16 protein-coding genes and 4 tRNA genes are annotated in these 16567 nt (G+C 30.5%); all 20 read left to right on the top strand.

Annotated elements, in window-relative coordinates; genetic code table 11:
* Positions 1-13 precede the first annotated feature (13 nt).
* The 20 genes from G594_RS0110365 (at position 14) to G594_RS0110270 (ending at position 16506) form a co-directional block, all read left to right on the top strand.
* Positions 14-973 (top strand): ribose-phosphate diphosphokinase, encoded by a 960-nt coding sequence (locus G594_RS0110365; protein WP_027098516.1) that lies wholly within the window; start codon positions 14-16, stop codon positions 971-973.
* A gap of 190 nt (positions 974-1163) precedes the next feature.
* On the top strand, positions 1164-1850 hold the full coding sequence (locus G594_RS0110360) for a response regulator transcription factor (RefSeq protein WP_027098515.1): 687 nt from the start codon (positions 1164-1166) through the stop codon (positions 1848-1850).
* On the top strand, positions 1851-3266 hold the full coding sequence (locus G594_RS0110355; protein ID WP_027098514.1) for a HAMP domain-containing sensor histidine kinase: 1416 nt from the start codon (positions 1851-1853) through the stop codon (positions 3264-3266).
* 16 nt (positions 3267-3282) lie between these two features.
* Entirely contained in the window at positions 3283-4401 is a 1119-nt protein-coding gene (locus tag G594_RS0110350) for a S1C family serine protease (RefSeq protein WP_027098513.1), read from the top strand.
* Positions 4402-4569: 168 nt separating this feature from the next.
* Positions 4570-5145: an aminoacyl-tRNA hydrolase gene (pth, locus tag G594_RS0110345; RefSeq protein ID WP_027098512.1), complete on the top strand. Its 576-nt coding sequence runs from the start codon at positions 4570-4572 to the stop codon at positions 5143-5145.
* Between the two features lie 14 nt (positions 5146-5159).
* The gene (gene mfd / locus G594_RS0110340; protein ID WP_027098511.1) at positions 5160-8666 is read left to right on the top strand and encodes a transcription-repair coupling factor; all 3507 of its coding nucleotides are present in this window, start codon (positions 5160-5162) and stop codon (positions 8664-8666) included.
* Positions 8667-8761: 95 nt separating this feature from the next.
* Positions 8762-9775 carry a peptidylprolyl isomerase gene (locus G594_RS0110335; RefSeq protein WP_027098510.1) on the top strand — a complete coding sequence of 338 codons (1014 nt, stop codon included), beginning with the start codon at positions 8762-8764 and terminating at the stop codon, positions 9773-9775.
* A 139-nt stretch (positions 9776-9914) separates the two neighbouring features.
* Positions 9915-10472, top strand: coding sequence for a stage V sporulation protein T (spoVT, locus tag G594_RS0110330; protein WP_027098509.1), 558 nt, complete (start codon positions 9915-9917; stop codon positions 10470-10472).
* A gap of 101 nt (positions 10473-10573) precedes the next feature.
* On the top strand, positions 10574-12112 hold the full coding sequence (locus G594_RS0110325; RefSeq protein WP_027098508.1) for a putative polysaccharide biosynthesis protein: 1539 nt from the start codon (positions 10574-10576) through the stop codon (positions 12110-12112).
* A gap of 25 nt (positions 12113-12137) precedes the next feature.
* Complete coding sequence (yabN, locus tag G594_RS0110320; protein ID WP_027098507.1) at positions 12138-13589, top strand: bifunctional methyltransferase/pyrophosphohydrolase YabN; 1452 nt, start codon at positions 12138-12140, stop codon at positions 13587-13589.
* Between the two features lie 217 nt (positions 13590-13806).
* The gene (locus G594_RS0110315; protein WP_027098506.1) at positions 13807-14082 is read left to right on the top strand and encodes an HU family DNA-binding protein; all 276 of its coding nucleotides are present in this window, start codon (positions 13807-13809) and stop codon (positions 14080-14082) included.
* 56 nt (positions 14083-14138) lie between these two features.
* Entirely contained in the window at positions 14139-14399 is a 261-nt protein-coding gene (locus tag G594_RS0110310; protein WP_027098505.1) for an RNA-binding S4 domain-containing protein, read from the top strand.
* A 64-nt stretch (positions 14400-14463) separates the two neighbouring features.
* Positions 14464-14736 carry a sporulation protein YabP gene (gene yabP, locus G594_RS0110305; RefSeq protein WP_027098504.1) on the top strand — a complete coding sequence of 91 codons (273 nt, stop codon included), beginning with the start codon at positions 14464-14466 and terminating at the stop codon, positions 14734-14736.
* 5 nt (positions 14737-14741) lie between these two features.
* Positions 14742-15134 carry a spore cortex biosynthesis protein YabQ gene (gene yabQ / locus G594_RS0110300; protein WP_027098503.1) on the top strand — a complete coding sequence of 131 codons (393 nt, stop codon included), beginning with the start codon at positions 14742-14744 and terminating at the stop codon, positions 15132-15134.
* 75 nt (positions 15135-15209) lie between these two features.
* Positions 15210-15503, top strand: coding sequence for an FtsB family cell division protein (locus tag G594_RS0110295; protein ID WP_027098502.1), 294 nt, complete (start codon positions 15210-15212; stop codon positions 15501-15503).
* Positions 15504-15563: 60 nt separating this feature from the next.
* Complete coding sequence (locus tag G594_RS0110290) at positions 15564-15971, top strand: S1 domain-containing RNA-binding protein (RefSeq protein WP_027098501.1); 408 nt, start codon at positions 15564-15566, stop codon at positions 15969-15971.
* Between the two features lie 174 nt (positions 15972-16145).
* Positions 16146-16234: transfer RNA gene (locus tag G594_RS0110285), tRNA-Leu, on the top strand.
* A 19-nt stretch (positions 16235-16253) separates the two neighbouring features.
* Positions 16254-16329 (top strand) — tRNA-Met (locus tag G594_RS0110280).
* A 6-nt stretch (positions 16330-16335) separates the two neighbouring features.
* Positions 16336-16412: transfer RNA gene (locus tag G594_RS0110275), tRNA-Met, on the top strand.
* Between the two features lie 5 nt (positions 16413-16417).
* Positions 16418-16506, top strand: a tRNA-Leu gene (locus tag G594_RS0110270).
* The last annotated feature ends 61 nt before the right edge of the window (positions 16507-16567 follow it).

Genomic DNA, 16567 nt, shown 5'->3' with positions numbered 1-16567 from the left:
GGTCCCCAAATATATGCTAACTCATGGCAAAAATATAAAAGTTTTTACTGGAAATTCACATCCTGAATTGGCAAATGAAATTGCTAAGATATTAGGTGTACCAATGGGTGCATCAAAAGTATCAACATTCAGTGATGGAGAAATATCTGTTGATATTAATGAAACTGTAAGAGGTGCTGATGTATTTATAGTGCAATCTACTTGTTCACCAGTTAATAATAACTTAATGGAGTTGTTAATAATGATAGATGCATTTAAAAGAGCATCAGCAGGTAGAATAAATGCTGTTATCCCTTATTATGGATATGCAAGACAAGATAGAAAGGCTAAATCAAGAGATCCTATAACTGCGAAATTAGTTGCTGATCTTTTAACCGCTGCAGGAGCAGATAGAGTTTTAACTATGGATCTACATGCTTCACAAATACAAGGATATTTTAATATTCCTGTAGATCATTTAATGGGAGCACCAATATTAGCTAAACACTTTGTTAAAAAAGGATTAGCTGATCAAGATGATGTTGTAGTAGTTTCACCTGATTTAGGAAGTGTTACCAGAGCAAGAAAGTTTGCTGATAGATTGCATGCACCAATAGCTATAATTGATAAGAGAAGACCAAAGGCTAATGTTTCAGAAATAATGAATATCATTGGTGAAGTTGAAGGTAAGAAATGCATTCTTATTGATGATATGATAGATACTGCTGGGACAATAGCAAATGCGGCAAATGCACTTAAGGATTTAGGAGCAACTGCTGTTTATGCATGTTGTACACACGGAGTTCTTTCAGGACCTGCTTTTGAAAGAATCAATAATTCTGCAATAGAGGAATTAGTAATGTTAAATACTATTACTTTACCAGAAAATGTAGAAACAGATAAGATAACTTCTCTTTCAGTAGCACCTATTTTTGCAGAAGCTATTAAGAGAATATATGATGATGAACCAATAAGTAAGTTATTCGAAGAATAAATACATAATTAAAAAGTGTTCTAGTTGATGTTTTGTGTCAATTAGAACACTTTTTTTCTTTAGGAATTTATAGTGTAGGGATGTATGTTTTCTAGTGAATAATTTGTAACATTTGTATCTAAAGTATATATATTTATTGGAAATAGTGATAAATTTATAGTTAGAGTTAATAAGAAGGAGAGGATTATTCATGGATGGTAAGTTAGGCAAGGTATTAGTAGTAGATGATGATAACAATATTTGTGAAGTACTTAATATGTATTTGAAAAGTTCTGGATATGATACAAGAGTAGTTTATGATGGGAAAAGAGCCCAAGAAGAATTTATAAATTACAAGCCAGATTTAGTATTACTAGATGTTATGATACCTAGCGTTGATGGTATTGATGTATTAAAGTGGATAAGAAGAGAAGGAAGTACTCCTGTAATAATGCTAACAGCAAAGGGAGATACATTTGATAAAGTTTTAGCATTGGAACTTGGGGCTGATGATTATGTAGTAAAGCCATTTGAGCCTAAAGAATTAATGGCAAGAGTTAAGGCTGTAATGAGAAGATATTCTATTGATAGTACAAACAAAGAAGTGTTACATTTTAGTGAATTAATAGTAGATGTAAATTCATATAAAGTTGAATACAAGGGTGGAGAGGTTAAGATGCCTCCTAAAGAATTTGAATTATTGTATTATTTAGCATCTAATAAAAATAAAGTGTTCACTAGAGAGCAACTTCTATGTGAAGTATGGGGATATGATTACCCGGGAGATTCTAGAACAGTAGACGTTCACGTTAAGAGACTTAGAGAAAAGCTTAGTGGAGGAGAGGATTGGCAAATAGAAACTGTATGGGGAGTAGGATATAAGTTTGAGGTGAAGTAGATGAAGAGAAAGGGGTTAGTATACAAGCTTATAATAACATTTTCTGGTATTCTAGCTTTAATACTAATAACGCTTGCATTAGTACTTTCCTTATGGTTTAAGAACTACTTTTTTAGACAAAAGATACAGGAGTTGGATAGACAAAGTAAAGTTATATCTGATTCTGTTCTTTCCTATCTTAATGGTAAGGAGAATTCAAAGCAAAATGAACTAAAGGATTGTATAAGTTTTGTTGGCAATTCTATGGATGTTGATATCTTGATAACTGACAATATTGGGTATGTATATGAAGTATCTAGTGATAAGTTCATAGAAAATAAGTATACGAATATAGGCGTATCACAAAAAAATATGGATAAATTAAAAAGTGGTTTAGCTATTGAACACGGTGGAAGAGAGATTATGAAAACATCACCACATACTTATTTAAAACCTATATTTCAGGATAGCTATTTTCGTGGAATTATAGTAATGATAACATCGGAACAGAGTATAAGAAGTGGATTAAAACATGTATATGAAATTGTTTGGTTGTCTGCAATAGTTGCTGTAATAGTAGCTGCAATAATAATATATTATTTTGCAAAAAAAATAATAATAAATCCACTTAATGAAATAAATATAGCAGCTAGAAGATTAGCTAGGGGAGATGTAGGAAAAAGGGTAAATATAACCTCAAATGATGAAATAGGAGAACTTGCACATTCCTTCAATGTTATGGCAGAATCTATTGAAGAATCAGATAAAAATAGAAGAGATTTTATATCTAATGTTTCTCATGAATTAAGGTCGCCAATAACTTCTATAAAGGGATTTGTCGCAGGAATATTAGATGGGGTTATACCTAAAGATAAGGAAAATTACTATCTAAATATTGTTTATGATGAAATAAGGAGATTATCTAGATTAGTTATCGACTTATTAGATATATCTGCTATGGAGGAAGGAAAATTCAAACTTAATATGGTTGAATTTGATATTAACATATTGATAAAGCAGTGTATTGCAAAGTTTGACGGGAAAATAAGAAATAAAGGAGTTAATGTTGAGGTTACTTTTGGGAGAGAACATGAATTTGTATATGCAGATAGAGATAGGCTAATACAGGTATTAACCAATATAATTGATAATGCTATGAAATATAGTAATGATAATGGAAATATAAAAATTACAACTAATGATAAAGGAAGTAAGGTATATGTAAGTGTATTTAATAACGGACCTTTATTAAAAGATGAAGAATTAGCAAGAATATGGGATAGGTTTTATAAATCTGATAAAGCCAGAACTAATAAAGACAGTACAGGGTTAGGACTGCCTATAGTTAGATTAATATTAGCTCAGCATGGAGAAGACATTTGGGTTAACAATGAACAAGATGGAGTAAGATTTACATTTACTATATCTAAGATATAGTTTTTGGAGGGGTTTTATGAGTGACGAAGAAAATGGGAATAGAAGTCAAGAAAATGAGTCGCAAATATATTTTAGAAAAAGAGTAAGATACTTTAGAATTAAAAATATAGTTATAATTATATGTTTTATACTTATTGCAGCCATAAGTGGAGCCATATCTGCAAAAGTTATAATTCAAAAAAGTTTTTCGAAGGAAAATGTTTTAAATAGTACAACGCAAAATTATGGGATTAATAAAGATTCCTTACAAAAGAGCTTTTCTGAAGCAATAGAGAAGGTATCATATTCTATGGTTAGTATTTCTAATGAGGAGAGCAAACTTTCATATAATACATATGAAGAAGAAAATGTAACAGGTATAGCCATAAGAAAAGAAGGATACATAATTACAAGTTATGCAAGAGTTAAAAATTTCAAGGATATTTATGTGAATGTGACAGCACCAGGTATTAAGCCCACAAAAGGTGATTTAGTAGCCTATGATAAAACAGCAGATATAGCATTGATAAAAATAGATTATGATAATTTGGTACCAATAGAAATAGAGGAATGTAACAATTATAAAGAAGGGGAATTTATTGTATCAATAGGAAATGCTATGTCGGATAGTTATGTAGGCATATCTTTGCCTGGAGTAATAACATCAACGAATGATAAAGTAAAGGATGATAAAGGGAATGTATATTCAATAGTTCAAACTAATACAGTTATTAATAAGTTTAATGACGGTGGAGTGATATGTAATATGAATGGTAAGTTAATTGCCATGAATAGTAAGTTTATAGATAATAAGTTTGGTGAAGATGACTTGAGTTTCGCTATAAGTGGAAATGAAGTTAGCCATATAGTAGAAAGATTAATAGAAAATACCGATATATTAGGAATAAATAGGGGAATTGCCTTGAGTGAAAAACAAGAAAATGTTAAAGGTGTATATGTTGCTACTGTAAAAGCTGGAGGAATTGCAGATAAAGCTGGAATAACTCCTACTGATATAATAATTAATATAAATGGGGTTGAAGTTGATAAACCGGAAGATATATATAAATTAGTTAAGGATAAAGACCCTGGTGATATTGTTAAAGGTACTATACTTCACGATGGAATAAAAACTAATATAGAGTTGGTCATGTAATAAAAAGAGATCATATGAAGATCTCTTTTATTTTTAGATATTTTGTACAGTTTAAATATAAAGTAACTTGGTTACTTTTTTATTTTTATTATAATTGGATATTTTAATAGTATAATATTATTTAGTATAATTATTTAAGATAATAATTGAAACAAAAGGAGAATAGGTATGTTTTTAATAGTTGGACTAGGAAATCCAGGGAAAGAATATGAAAATACAAGACATAATATTGGTTTTGATGCTATAGATAAAATTGCTGAAAAGTATAATATAGAATTAAATAGGATAAAATTTAAAAGTGTCTATGGAGAAGGATTCATAGGCGGTGAAAAGGTTATACTTTTAAAGCCTACAACATATATGAATTTAAGTGGAGAAAGTTTAAGGGCAATAATGGATTTTTATAAACTTTCTAATGAGGATGTTTTAGTGCTTTATGATGATATAAGTCTAGAAGTTGGAAGAATAAGAATAAGAGAAAAGGGTAGTGCAGGTGGACATAATGGTATAAAAAGCATAATTGCTCATTTAGGTTCTGATATTTTCTCTAGAATAAAAATAGGGGTAGGACAACCTAAATCTGATCTAGTTAATCATGTATTAGGAAAGTTCTCTAAAGAAGAAAGAGAAGTGTTGGAAGAAACTTTAAAGGCTGTTGTTGATTCGGTAGAAGTTATAATTAAGACTGATACTAAAGAGGCAATGAATAGATTTAATGGGTTTATACCAAATAAGAAGATTTAAGGATGGTGCGTAAAATGAGGTTGAGAGGGTTAATGGAACCCTTAATAAGTAGTGAAGAATTTATTGAGCTGGAATCATATATAAAAGGTGATAAACATCCTATAGAAATTGAAGGATTATCGGAATCAGGTAAATCCTATGTGATAAATGGAATATATGAAGTTAGTAACAAACCTGTTGTTATAATAACTAATAGCGATATGGAAGCTAAGAATTTATATGAAGATTTAAATTTATATTTAAGCAATGTATATTATTTCCCAGCTAAAGAAATAGTGTTTTATAATGTTGATGCAATTTCAGGAGATCTAAGATGGGCAAGGCTAAATGTAATAAAAGAAATATTATCAAATAATAAAAATATAATAGTAACATCAATTGATGCATTTGCAGCTAGATATACTCCAAAAGATCTTTTTAAAACACATACAGTTAGTATTAGTGTAGGTGATGAGGTTGATTTTAAGGAGTTATCTAAGATACTTGTTGAAGCAGGTTATGATAGAGTTGATGTTGTAGAGGGAAAAGGAGAGTTCTCACTTCGTGGAGGGCTCTTAGACTTGTTCCCTACAAATTCTATATATCCATATAGAATTGAATTGTTTGGTGATGAAATAGATTCTATAAGAACCTTTAATACAGAATCTCAAAGAAGTATTGAGAAAGTTAATTGTATCGAAGTTTTCCCTGCAAAAGAAATTATAATAGATGATGAAATTATAGATTATGCATTAAGTAACATTAGAGAAGAATTAGACTTAACATTAAAGAATAATAAGGATAAAGAAAGAGGTATTAAGTTAAATACTATTATTTCTAAGAACTTGGAAGAGCTAAGAGAAACTCATGATTTTGAAACTATAGATAGCTATTTACCATTGTTCTATAAGAAGAGTGAGAGTTTATTTGACTACTTAGAAGATTATATATTTGTTCTTGATGATAAGGTAAGATGTCTGGGTAAGTTAGATAGTACCTACTTAGAGTTTAATGAAAATTACTCTATTTTTCTTCAAAGGGGAGATATACTACCTTCTCAAGGAAAACTATTACTTGAGAAAGAAGAACTTATTGACTTATTAGAAGAAAAGATAAATATTACTATGGATGCAATTAATAAGGGAGGGGGATTCTTATCCCCTATAAGGAAGATAGAGATTAATTCTGCTATTTTGCATCATTATCAAGGTCAATTGGATTTGCTAATTGAAGATATTTTAAAGAAGAAAAAAGACGGATATAGAACAGTTATATTATCAGGTACACGAGTTAGAGGAGAAAGGCTCGTTTCTACACTTAGAGAAAGAGAAATAGAGAGTAGTTATAGAGATAATATTGAATCTATAGCATTAGGAGAAGTTGTTATAACATTTGGAAATTTATTAAAGGGATTTGAGTGCCCTAAGTATAAAACCTGCGTGATATCAGACAAAGAGGTATTTGGAGAAGCTAAAAGAAAGCTGTCTAAAAGCAAAAGTAAGAGCAAAGGTGTATCTAAAATAAAAAGCTTTGCTGAATTAAAACCTGGAGATTATGTAGTACATGTAAACCATGGAATAGGTGTATATAAGGGGATTAAACAAATAGAGGTTAGTGGACATAAGAGAGATTATCTAGATATTGTATATGATAAAGGTGATAAGTTATATGTGCCTGTTGATCAATTAGATTTAGTCCAAAAGTATATTGGAAGTGAGGGAAAATCCCCTAAAGTAAATAAACTAGGTGGAGCAGAGTGGCAAAAGGCTAAGAGTAAAGTTAAAAAATCTATCAATGAAATTGCAGAGGATTTAGTAAAACTTTATGCTGCAAGAGCTGCGGTTAAGGGATATAAATATTCAAAGGATACAGAATGGCAAATGCAGTTTGAGGATGAATTCCCGTTCCAAGAAACACCCGATCAACTATCATCAATAGAAGAAATTAAGAAGGATATGGAATCAGACAAACCAATGGATAGATTACTTTGTGGTGATGTTGGGTATGGAAAAACAGAGGTTGCTTTAAGAGCAGCATTTAAAGCTGTAATGGAAGGGAAACAAGTAGCATTTCTTGTTCCTACTACAATATTAGCTGAGCAGCATTATAAAAATATGATTAAGAGATTTTCAGATTTTCCAATTAAAATAGATATGGTAAGTAGATTTAGAACTACTAAGGAACAAAAAAGTACTTTGCAATCTGTAAAAGAAGGTAATGTAGATATTTTAGTTGGAACTCATAGATTGGTTTCTAAAGATATAGTATTTAAAGATCTAGGGCTATTAATAGTAGATGAGGAGCAACGATTTGGTGTTGCACAAAAAGAGAAAATTAAGAATCTAAAGAAGAATGTAGATGTTCTTACTTTAAGTGCTACCCCTATTCCGAGAACATTACATATGTCTTTAACTGGTGTTAGGGATATATCTGTAATAGAGACACCACCAGAGGAACGTTATCCTATACAAACTTATGTTGTTGAGCAGAATGATCAATTAATTCGAGATGCAATTATGAGAGAAATAGGTAGAGGTGGTCAAGTATACTTTGTATACAATAGGGTAGAGGATATTGAAAAAATAGCTAACTACATTAAAAATCTTGTTCCTGAAAGTAGAGTTGGAGTAGCTCATGGACAAATGACAGAAAGACAATTAGAAAAAGAAATGCTAGATTTTATGACTAATGAATATAATGTACTTGTATGTACAACTATAATTGAAACTGGAATTGACATTCAGAATGTAAATACAATTATTATATATAATGCAGATAAAATGGGATTATCTCAGTTATATCAGTTAAGAGGAAGAGTTGGTCGTTCTAATAGAATAGCATATGCTTACTTATTATATACAAAGGATAAAGTTTTAACTGAGGTTGCAGAAAAAAGGCTAAAAGCTCTTAAAGACTTTACTGAGTTAGGTTCGGGCTTTAAGATAGCTATGAGGGATCTTGAAATTAGAGGTGCTGGAAACATGATGGGATCTGCACAGCATGGACATATGGCTGCTATAGGATATGACTTGTATTGTAGAATGCTAGAAGATACAGTGAAACTAATTAAGGGTGATATTGATAAAGAACCTATAGAGACAACGGTGGACTTAAAAGTTGATGCATATATTCCATCATCATATATAGAAGATGAGATGCAAAAAATAGAAGTATATAAAAAGATTGCAGCTATAGAAAGCATAGACGAGTATATGGATATAAAAGAGGAGCTAGAGGATAGATATTCAGATATTCCAGATCCTGTTTATAACTTAATGGATATTGCATACATAAAGAGTAGAGCTAAGTTATTATCCATAGAAGAAATAAAAGAAAGCGTAAATGATGTTAGCTTTAGATTCCAAGCAGGAGACAGTGATTACGAGAAGATATTTAAAATAATAATAGAGAAGTATAAAGATAGTATAATGCTGAAGTTTGGGGAAGCACCATCCTTTATATTTAAGCTAAAAGATCAAAAGAAAGAAAACATGTTAGCTTTCTTTAAAGAGATGTTAGAAAATTTAATAAAAAATAAATAAATACAGAAGGTATTTGTATTTGAAATGACACATTAATATTGTATACTTATACTGTATAAATTTTACTTAATAAAGAGAAAAGTGAGGGAATAGCTTTGAATAAGATAAAAAGGTATGTGACTATGGCTGTAGCCGGTATAATGATGTTTTCTTTAGCTGGATGTAATATGATAGAAAGAACACCAGAATCAAAAAGAAAAGTTGTATTAGCTAAGGTTAACAATGAGAAGATTACAAGAGGAGATTTAGATGATTCTATGAAATCAACATTAGAGTATCTAAAGACTCAATATGGAGAAGACTTTGAAACTAATGAAGATATAAAAGAAGATTTAAAATCTGCTAGAGAAGAAGAATTAGATTTTATGGTACTTAGAGCTTTACTTGTACAATATGGTAAAGATAATAACTTGCTTATGACTGATGAAGAAGCTAAAAAGAAACTTGATGAGCAAATACAAGCGTTAATAAAGGTAGCAGGAAGTAAAGAAGCTTATGAAAAAGAAATAAAATCATCTTATGGAATGACAGTAGAAGAATATGAAGCATTTCTTAAGGAGATAGTTATTGCAAGTGATGTTAATGACAAGTTAAGAGAAGAAGTTAGTAAAGATGTAACAGTTTCGGATGAAGAGATAAGTGAATATTATGAAAAGAATAAGGCGTCAAAATATACAACAAAAGCAGGTGCTGATACTTATAATATATTATTAGATTCTGAAGAAAAGGCTAAGGAAGTAAGAGCTCAAATTAAAAATCTAGATGATTTTAAAAAGCAAGCAGATACTTATAACACAGATTCTACAAAAGGCAAAGGTGGATATTTAGGCTGGGTAGAATATGAAAATAGCGGAATGGTGGAAGAGTTTGATGCAGCATTTAAGAAGTTAAAGAATGGAGAAATATCTCAACCAGTAAAATCTAAGTTTGGATGGCATTTAATAACTGTTGCAAATGTTCAAGGGGAAGAAAAAGTAAAAACTCTAGAGGAAGTTAAAAAAGAAGTTAGTGAAGCTATTAAATCAGAGAAAGTAACTGAAGCTTATAATAAAAAGATTGAAGAGTTAAAGAAAGAATATAATGTAAAAACTTATACTGATAGATTTTAATAGATAGGAAAAGTAGGGAAACTAATCCCTACTTTTTTTATTTATATAAATATTGGCTATATGTGAATAAAATTTCTAAGAAGTCAAATAATAATAGTGCTACAAATTAATTAGTTTTTTAAGGAGGTCAATTTTAATAATGAAAGCTACAGGAATTGTAAGACGTATTGATGATTTAGGTAGAGTTGTTATACCAAAAGAAATAAGAAGAACTTTAAGAATTAGAGAAGGGGATCCATTAGAGATATTTACAGATAGAGAAGGTGGAGTAATATTAAAGAAATATTCTCCAATAGGAGAATTAACAGATTTCTCAAAGGAATATGCAGAAAGCTTACAACAAGCTATAGGACATATTGTTTTAATATCTGATAAGGATGCTTTCATATCTGCTAGTGGTGGACCAAAGAAAGATTACATAGAAAGAAAAATAAGTAATGAGTTAGAAAAGATAATGGATGATAGAAAAACAGTTCTTCTTGGAGAAGGAGGAGATAAAATAATTCCATTACATAATGATGATGATGGAGCAGAAGAAAAATATGTTTCACAAGTTATTTCTCCTATAATAGCAGAAGGAGATGCTATAGGTGCTGTAGTCATATTATCTAAGCAAGCAGGAGAAAAGTTAGGTGAATTAGAAATAAAGTTAGCAGAAACTGCTTCTGCGTTCCTTGGAAAGCAAATGGAACAGTAATCTTTTTATATCCTGAATAAAAATAATGTAAATAAACAGTAATAATACCTCTAAGCTTGAAATAAAAATAATTAGTACCATGTAAAGTTTGGAGGTATTTTATGAAAAAACAATCTTTAATAAAAGGTAGCCTTATATTAGGTATAGCTGGAATATTGACAAGGTTCTTAGGGTTATTTTTTAGGTGGCCATTAGTTATGCTAATTGGAGATGAAGGGATAGGATATTATCAATTATCGTATCCATTATATATGTTTTTTGTTGCAATGGCATCAGGCGTTCCTATAGCTATGTCTAAACTAATATCTGAAAGAAATGCAGTTGGAGATGTTAAGGGTGGTTTTGAAATAGTAAAAGAATCATCTATGCTTATGCTTATTCTTGGGACAGGCACATCTTGTATATTATTTCTTTTTGCACGTCCAATTATGAGTATTTTAGAATGGAGACCAGAAGCATATTATTCGCTTATAGGAATTTCATTTGCACCAGTAATAATTTCTATTATGACTGTATTTAGAGGATACTTTCAGGGGTTGCAAAATATGACTCCATCAGCAATATCTCAAATTTTAGAGCAAATTGGTAGAGTTGTAGTTGGAGTTGGATTAGCGATAGTATTAAGACCAAGAGGTATTGAATACTCGGCAGGTGGAGCAGCATTTGGAGCTGCTGCTGGAGGCCTTATAGGAAGTGTTTATTTAGGTTTTAAATATATGCGAGTTAAAAGGAGTTATGGAATAAAAAAGATAAAAAGTAATCCTGAGGTGTTAAATAGAATATTAAAAATGGCTATACCAATTTCACTAGGGGCTACTGTTGGCTCTATAATGAGTTTGATTGATTCTATACTAGTGCCACAAAGGTTGAATAGTGCAGGTTTTTCCGGTCAGCAGGCAACTATATTATATGGACAATTAACAGGTAAGGCATCTGTTATCGTAAATATTCCACTAACTTTATCTATGGCTCTTTGTACATCTTTAATTCCTATAATTGCAGAGTGCTATTTTTTAAGAAAACAAGGAGAAGTAAGAAATAAGATTAATTTATCATTGAAACTTTCATCAGTTATAGCAGTACCATGTTTTTTTGGACTTTTCTTTATGGCAGAGCCTATAATGAAGTTTATATTTCCTGGAAGGTTTGATGGGGTAGATATTCTAAAATACTTATCTATATCTATACCATTTATCATAGTGACTCAAACAACTACATCCATATTACAAGGAGTTGGATCATATATTCTTCCTGTAATAAATTTATTTATTGGATGTATTGTAAAAGTAATATTAACAGTAGTTTTAGTAGCTATTCCGGAGTTAAATATATATGGAGCTGTAATTGCCTCTATAGGAGCTTATATAGTTTCTACATTACTTAACTTGATTACTATGAAGGTTAAGCTTGGAAGTAATATAGAGCTGTATAACAATTTTATAAAGCCAGGATATGCAGCTAGTTTAATGATTGTAGTAGTAATATTAACATATAACTTTTTATATAGAAATACAATGAGCAATAGTATATCATGCTTACTATCTATATCTTTAGGTGCTATAATATATGGCATAGGTATATTTGCACTAAGAGTATTTAGTGTAGATGATGTGAAAAATAGGATAAGAAAGAAAGCTTAATAATATATAAAAAGGAGAGAATCTAATGATTAAGATAGTTGGATTAGGACCTGGAGCACCAGAAGCATTAACTATAGGGGCTGTAGATGCTATTAGAAAGAGTAATAATGTATATTTTAGAACAGAGAAGCATCCTACAGTAGAATATATAAAAGAACAAGGAATTGATTTTAAAACTTGTGATTATTTTTATGAAAGCTCAGAAAGCTTTGATGAAGTGTATAAGAGAATTTCAGAAAATATAATAGAAGAATACAATAAAACTGGAGAGTTAGTTTATGCTGTTCCAGGGCATCCTTTAGTAGCTGAGAAATCAGTATTTAACTTGATTGAGTTGTGTGAAAAAGCATCAATTGAATATAGTATTTTACCAGCTGTTAGTTTCATAGATGCAATGATGGATAGATTAAAGATAGACCCTATAAATGGATTAAAGGTTATAGATGCATTTGATATAAAGAATCAAGTTCTAGATAAAAGAATAGGAACAATAATAACTCAGGTATACAATCAATTGATAGCTTCAGAAGTTAAACTAGCATTAACAGAATACTATGATGATGAGACTGAAATTATATATTGTAGGGCAGCAGGTATAGAGGGTGAAGAAAGCATAAGAAACATACCTTTATATGAGTTAGATATGCAAGAGGACATAGATTATTTAACATCTATATATATTCCTAAGGATTTAAATAATAAAAAGGATATATATGATTTGATTCAGATAATAGATACATTAAGGGGTGAGGATGGTTGTCCTTGGGATAGGGAGCAAACTCATGAGTCTATAAAAAAAGCTATTATAGAAGAAAGTTATGAAGTAGTTGATGCAATAGATAAGGAAGAGGATAATGCTTTAATAGAGGAACTTGGAGATGTACTATTACAAGTTGTTTTTCACTCAGCAATAGGAAAAGAAGATGGATATTTCAACTTTAATGATATAGTAGAAGGTATTTGTAATAAGATGGTATATAGACATCCTCATGTGTTTGGAGATAGTCATGTGAATACGTCAAGTGAAGTTTTATTAGAATGGGAAGATCTTAAAAAGAAAGAAAAGAATATTGAAAGTGTAACAGAAGATTTAGAAGGTATAGCGAAAGCGCTTCCTGCATTAATAAGAGCTGAAAAGATTCAAAAGAAGGCAAGTAAAGTAGGGTTTGATTGGAATGAAGTAGAAGAAGCTGTGAAAAAAGTAAGAGAAGAGATAAATGAATTAATTGAAGTATATAATAGTGAAAATAAGGCAAAAATAGTAGAAGAAGTTGGAGATTTGATTTTTGCTTGTGTAAATGTAAGTAGGTTTTTAAAAGTGGATAGTGAAGAAGCTTTAAATTTAACAAGTGATAAATTTATTCGAAGATTTAATTATATTGAAACAAAGGCAAAATCCATGAATATTAAATTAGAAGAAATGACATTAGAAGAGATGGATAAGTTATGGGAAGAGGCAAAAAAACTAGAAAAATAACCTATCGGAGAAGGAATTTATATATTTATGGAGAATAATATAGTTTATTAGTGCTATACCACGTATAAGCATATAATTATGTATCATTTGACTAACTATACAAAAAATACAAAAAATGTATAGACGAGTTAAAAAAGAGGTTATATAATAAGGTAATGTAAGTATAGTACATAAGAGCAGTTAGAAATAATAACTGTATTTTAAGGAGGATGTAATCGTGAATAAATCAGAATTAATCGCTAGCATGGCTGAAAAGTCAAAATTAACTAAGAAGGATGCTGAAGTTGCTTTAAAGGCTTTCATAGAAAGTGTTGAAGAAGCTTTAGAAAAGGGAGAAAAGGTTCAATTAGTTGGATTTGGTACTTTCGAAACTAGAGAAAGAGCAGCTAGAGAAGGAAGAAACCCAAGAACTAAAGAAGTTATAAAAATAGCAGCATCAACAGTTCCTGTATTTAAGGCTGGTAAAGAATTCAAAGAAAAAGTTAATAAGTAATTAATAAGAACCCGAGATTTCTCGGGTTCTTTTAGAATAAAAAAGGAGAAGTTAATGTGAGATTAGATAAATATCTTAAAGTATCAAGAATAATAAAAAGAAGAACAGTTGCAAAAGAAGCTTGTGAAAGTGGAAGGGTTACTATTAATGGCAAGGTTGCTAAGCCATCTACAGATGTAAAAGAAGATGACATAATAGAAATAAGTTTTGCAAATAAAGTATTAAAAGCAAAGATAATAAATATAGCCCAACATGTAAAGAAGGAAGTAGCAAAAGACATGTACATAATTATAGAAGGAGAAGAAGATAAAGAGTAGTAAATTAGAATAAAGAACTTTTCTTATTCATATATTTTATTAGAATGTTTAGGAGGAGAAGTGTATGGAAGAAGAAAGAAAAAGTTCTTTATCTTTAGAGGATAGAAAAAAACTTACATTATCAGGAGTGTTAGAAGTAGTTAACTTTGATGATGAAAAAATATCTTTAAATACTATATTGGGGAATCTTGCTATTAAAGGTGAGGGGTTAAAAATGAATAAGCTTGATGTTCAAAATGGAGATGTGATTATTATGGGATACATATCATCTATGATTTATAGCGGTAAAGATGGTAAGAAGAGTAAAGAAAGTATAATTAAAAAGATTTTTAAGTAGAAAATATGCCGTTACAGTTAAATATTCAAGTTAATATAGTAATATATAGTTTGCTAGCCGGTGTTTTGACTGGAATACTTTTTGATGCATATAGGTTAATAAGAGGATATAAGATTCCAAAAGTAATAGTAGTTGTGGAAGACTTATTATTTTGGGCACTATGTGCATTAGTAGTATTTACTTTTTTATTATATACAAATTATGCTTTTCTAGGTCCATATGTATATATCTTTATTGGAATAGCAATTGCGGTTTATATCAAATTTATAAGTCCCCATATATTAAAAACAGAGAGAACCATAGGAAAAAAAATCTCAAAATCATTAAGAGTGAGTGCTAAGAACTTTATTTATCCATTTAAGATATTTATGTCAAAAATGGGAAATAAAAATAAGTAACTATAGAAAAATTACTTGAATAAAGTAACTATAGTGATTACAATATATTTATAGAATTTGAATGAGGTGCTATGGATGAAAAGGAGGTTAACTATAAAAAATTTAATATTAGTAGTGCTTGTAGCAATTTTCATTTTTAGTTTTGTTAGGCAAGAAAAAGCTATGAGAAGAATTGAAAAGGAGAGAGTTGCGAAAGAAGCTCAGTTGGAGTATTTAAAGAATAAACAAGAGAGGCTGCAAGAAGAGCATGATAAAGCACAGTCTAATGAGTATCTAGAGCAGTTGGCGAGGGAAAGACTTAATATGATAAAGAAAGGTGAAACCTCTGTAGAACAACAAAAGAAAGCTGACTCAAATTCTCAAAATTAGGTTATTATATTAATAACATATATTATTATTTATTTATATTTAAGGAGGAGTCTTATAAACATGACCTTGGCGACAGGAAACATATTAGAAGGAACAGTGGTAAACATCACAAATTTTGGAGCCTTTGTGGAGGTAGAAGGAAAAACTGGATTAGTTCATATATCTGAAGTAGCAGACTCATTTGTAAAGGATATTAGACAACATTTAAATGAACAAGATAAAGTTAAAGTTAAAGTCATTTCCATTGATGATAACGGAAAAATTAGTTTATCGATAAAACAAGCTAATGTTCAAAAGAAGTCAGTTAGACCTGCTGAATTCGATTGGGGAACTGATAAATCAAGTAAGCCTAATTCTGCAAATTTTGAAGATAAGATATCAAAGTTTTTAAAAGATAGCGAAGAAAAAATGCAAGATGTGAAAAAACATCAAGAATTCAAAGGTAAGAATAGTAAGAATAGATCGTAAGATATTGTTTATATAATTAATATAAATTAATAAAGCAAGCTCTCTAATTTAGGTAGAGTGCTTGTTTTTATTATTTGATTAAATAATAAAAAAAAGAATGTAAAAAGATGTTGACAGTATATTAATCATGCTTTATAATAAGTCTTGTCGTTGAGAACGGCATATGAAAGCTAAGCCGAAGTGGCGGAACTGGCAGACGCACAGGACTTAAAATCCTGCGGTGGTTAAACACCGTACCGGTTCGATTCCGGTCTTCGGCACCAATCTTTCATAATATAATATCGCGGGGTGGAGCAGTTGGTAGCTCGTCGGGCTCATAACCCGAAGGTCGTAGGTTCAAGTCCTGCCCCCGCAACCATAACGTGGCGGAATAGCTCAGCTGGCTAGAGCATTCGGTTCATACCCGAAGGGTCGTAGGTTCAAGTCCTATTTCCGCTACCACGTATGCCGAAGTGGCGGAACTGGCAGACGCACAGGACTTAAAATCCTGCGGTGGTTAAACACCGTACCGGTTCGATTCCGGTCTTCGGCACCAAAAAAGATCTAAGATATTCTTAGGTCTTTTTTTATTATAAATTTTTAGATAGGGTTAAATC

This window comes from Clostridium paraputrificum AGR2156 (genome assembly GCF_000424025.1).
Lineage (GTDB): Bacteria > Bacillota > Clostridia > Clostridiales > Clostridiaceae > Clostridium > Clostridium paraputrificum.
The sequence above is the reverse complement of the archived record's forward strand: the minus strand, read 5'-3'. Positions and strand labels throughout refer to the sequence as shown.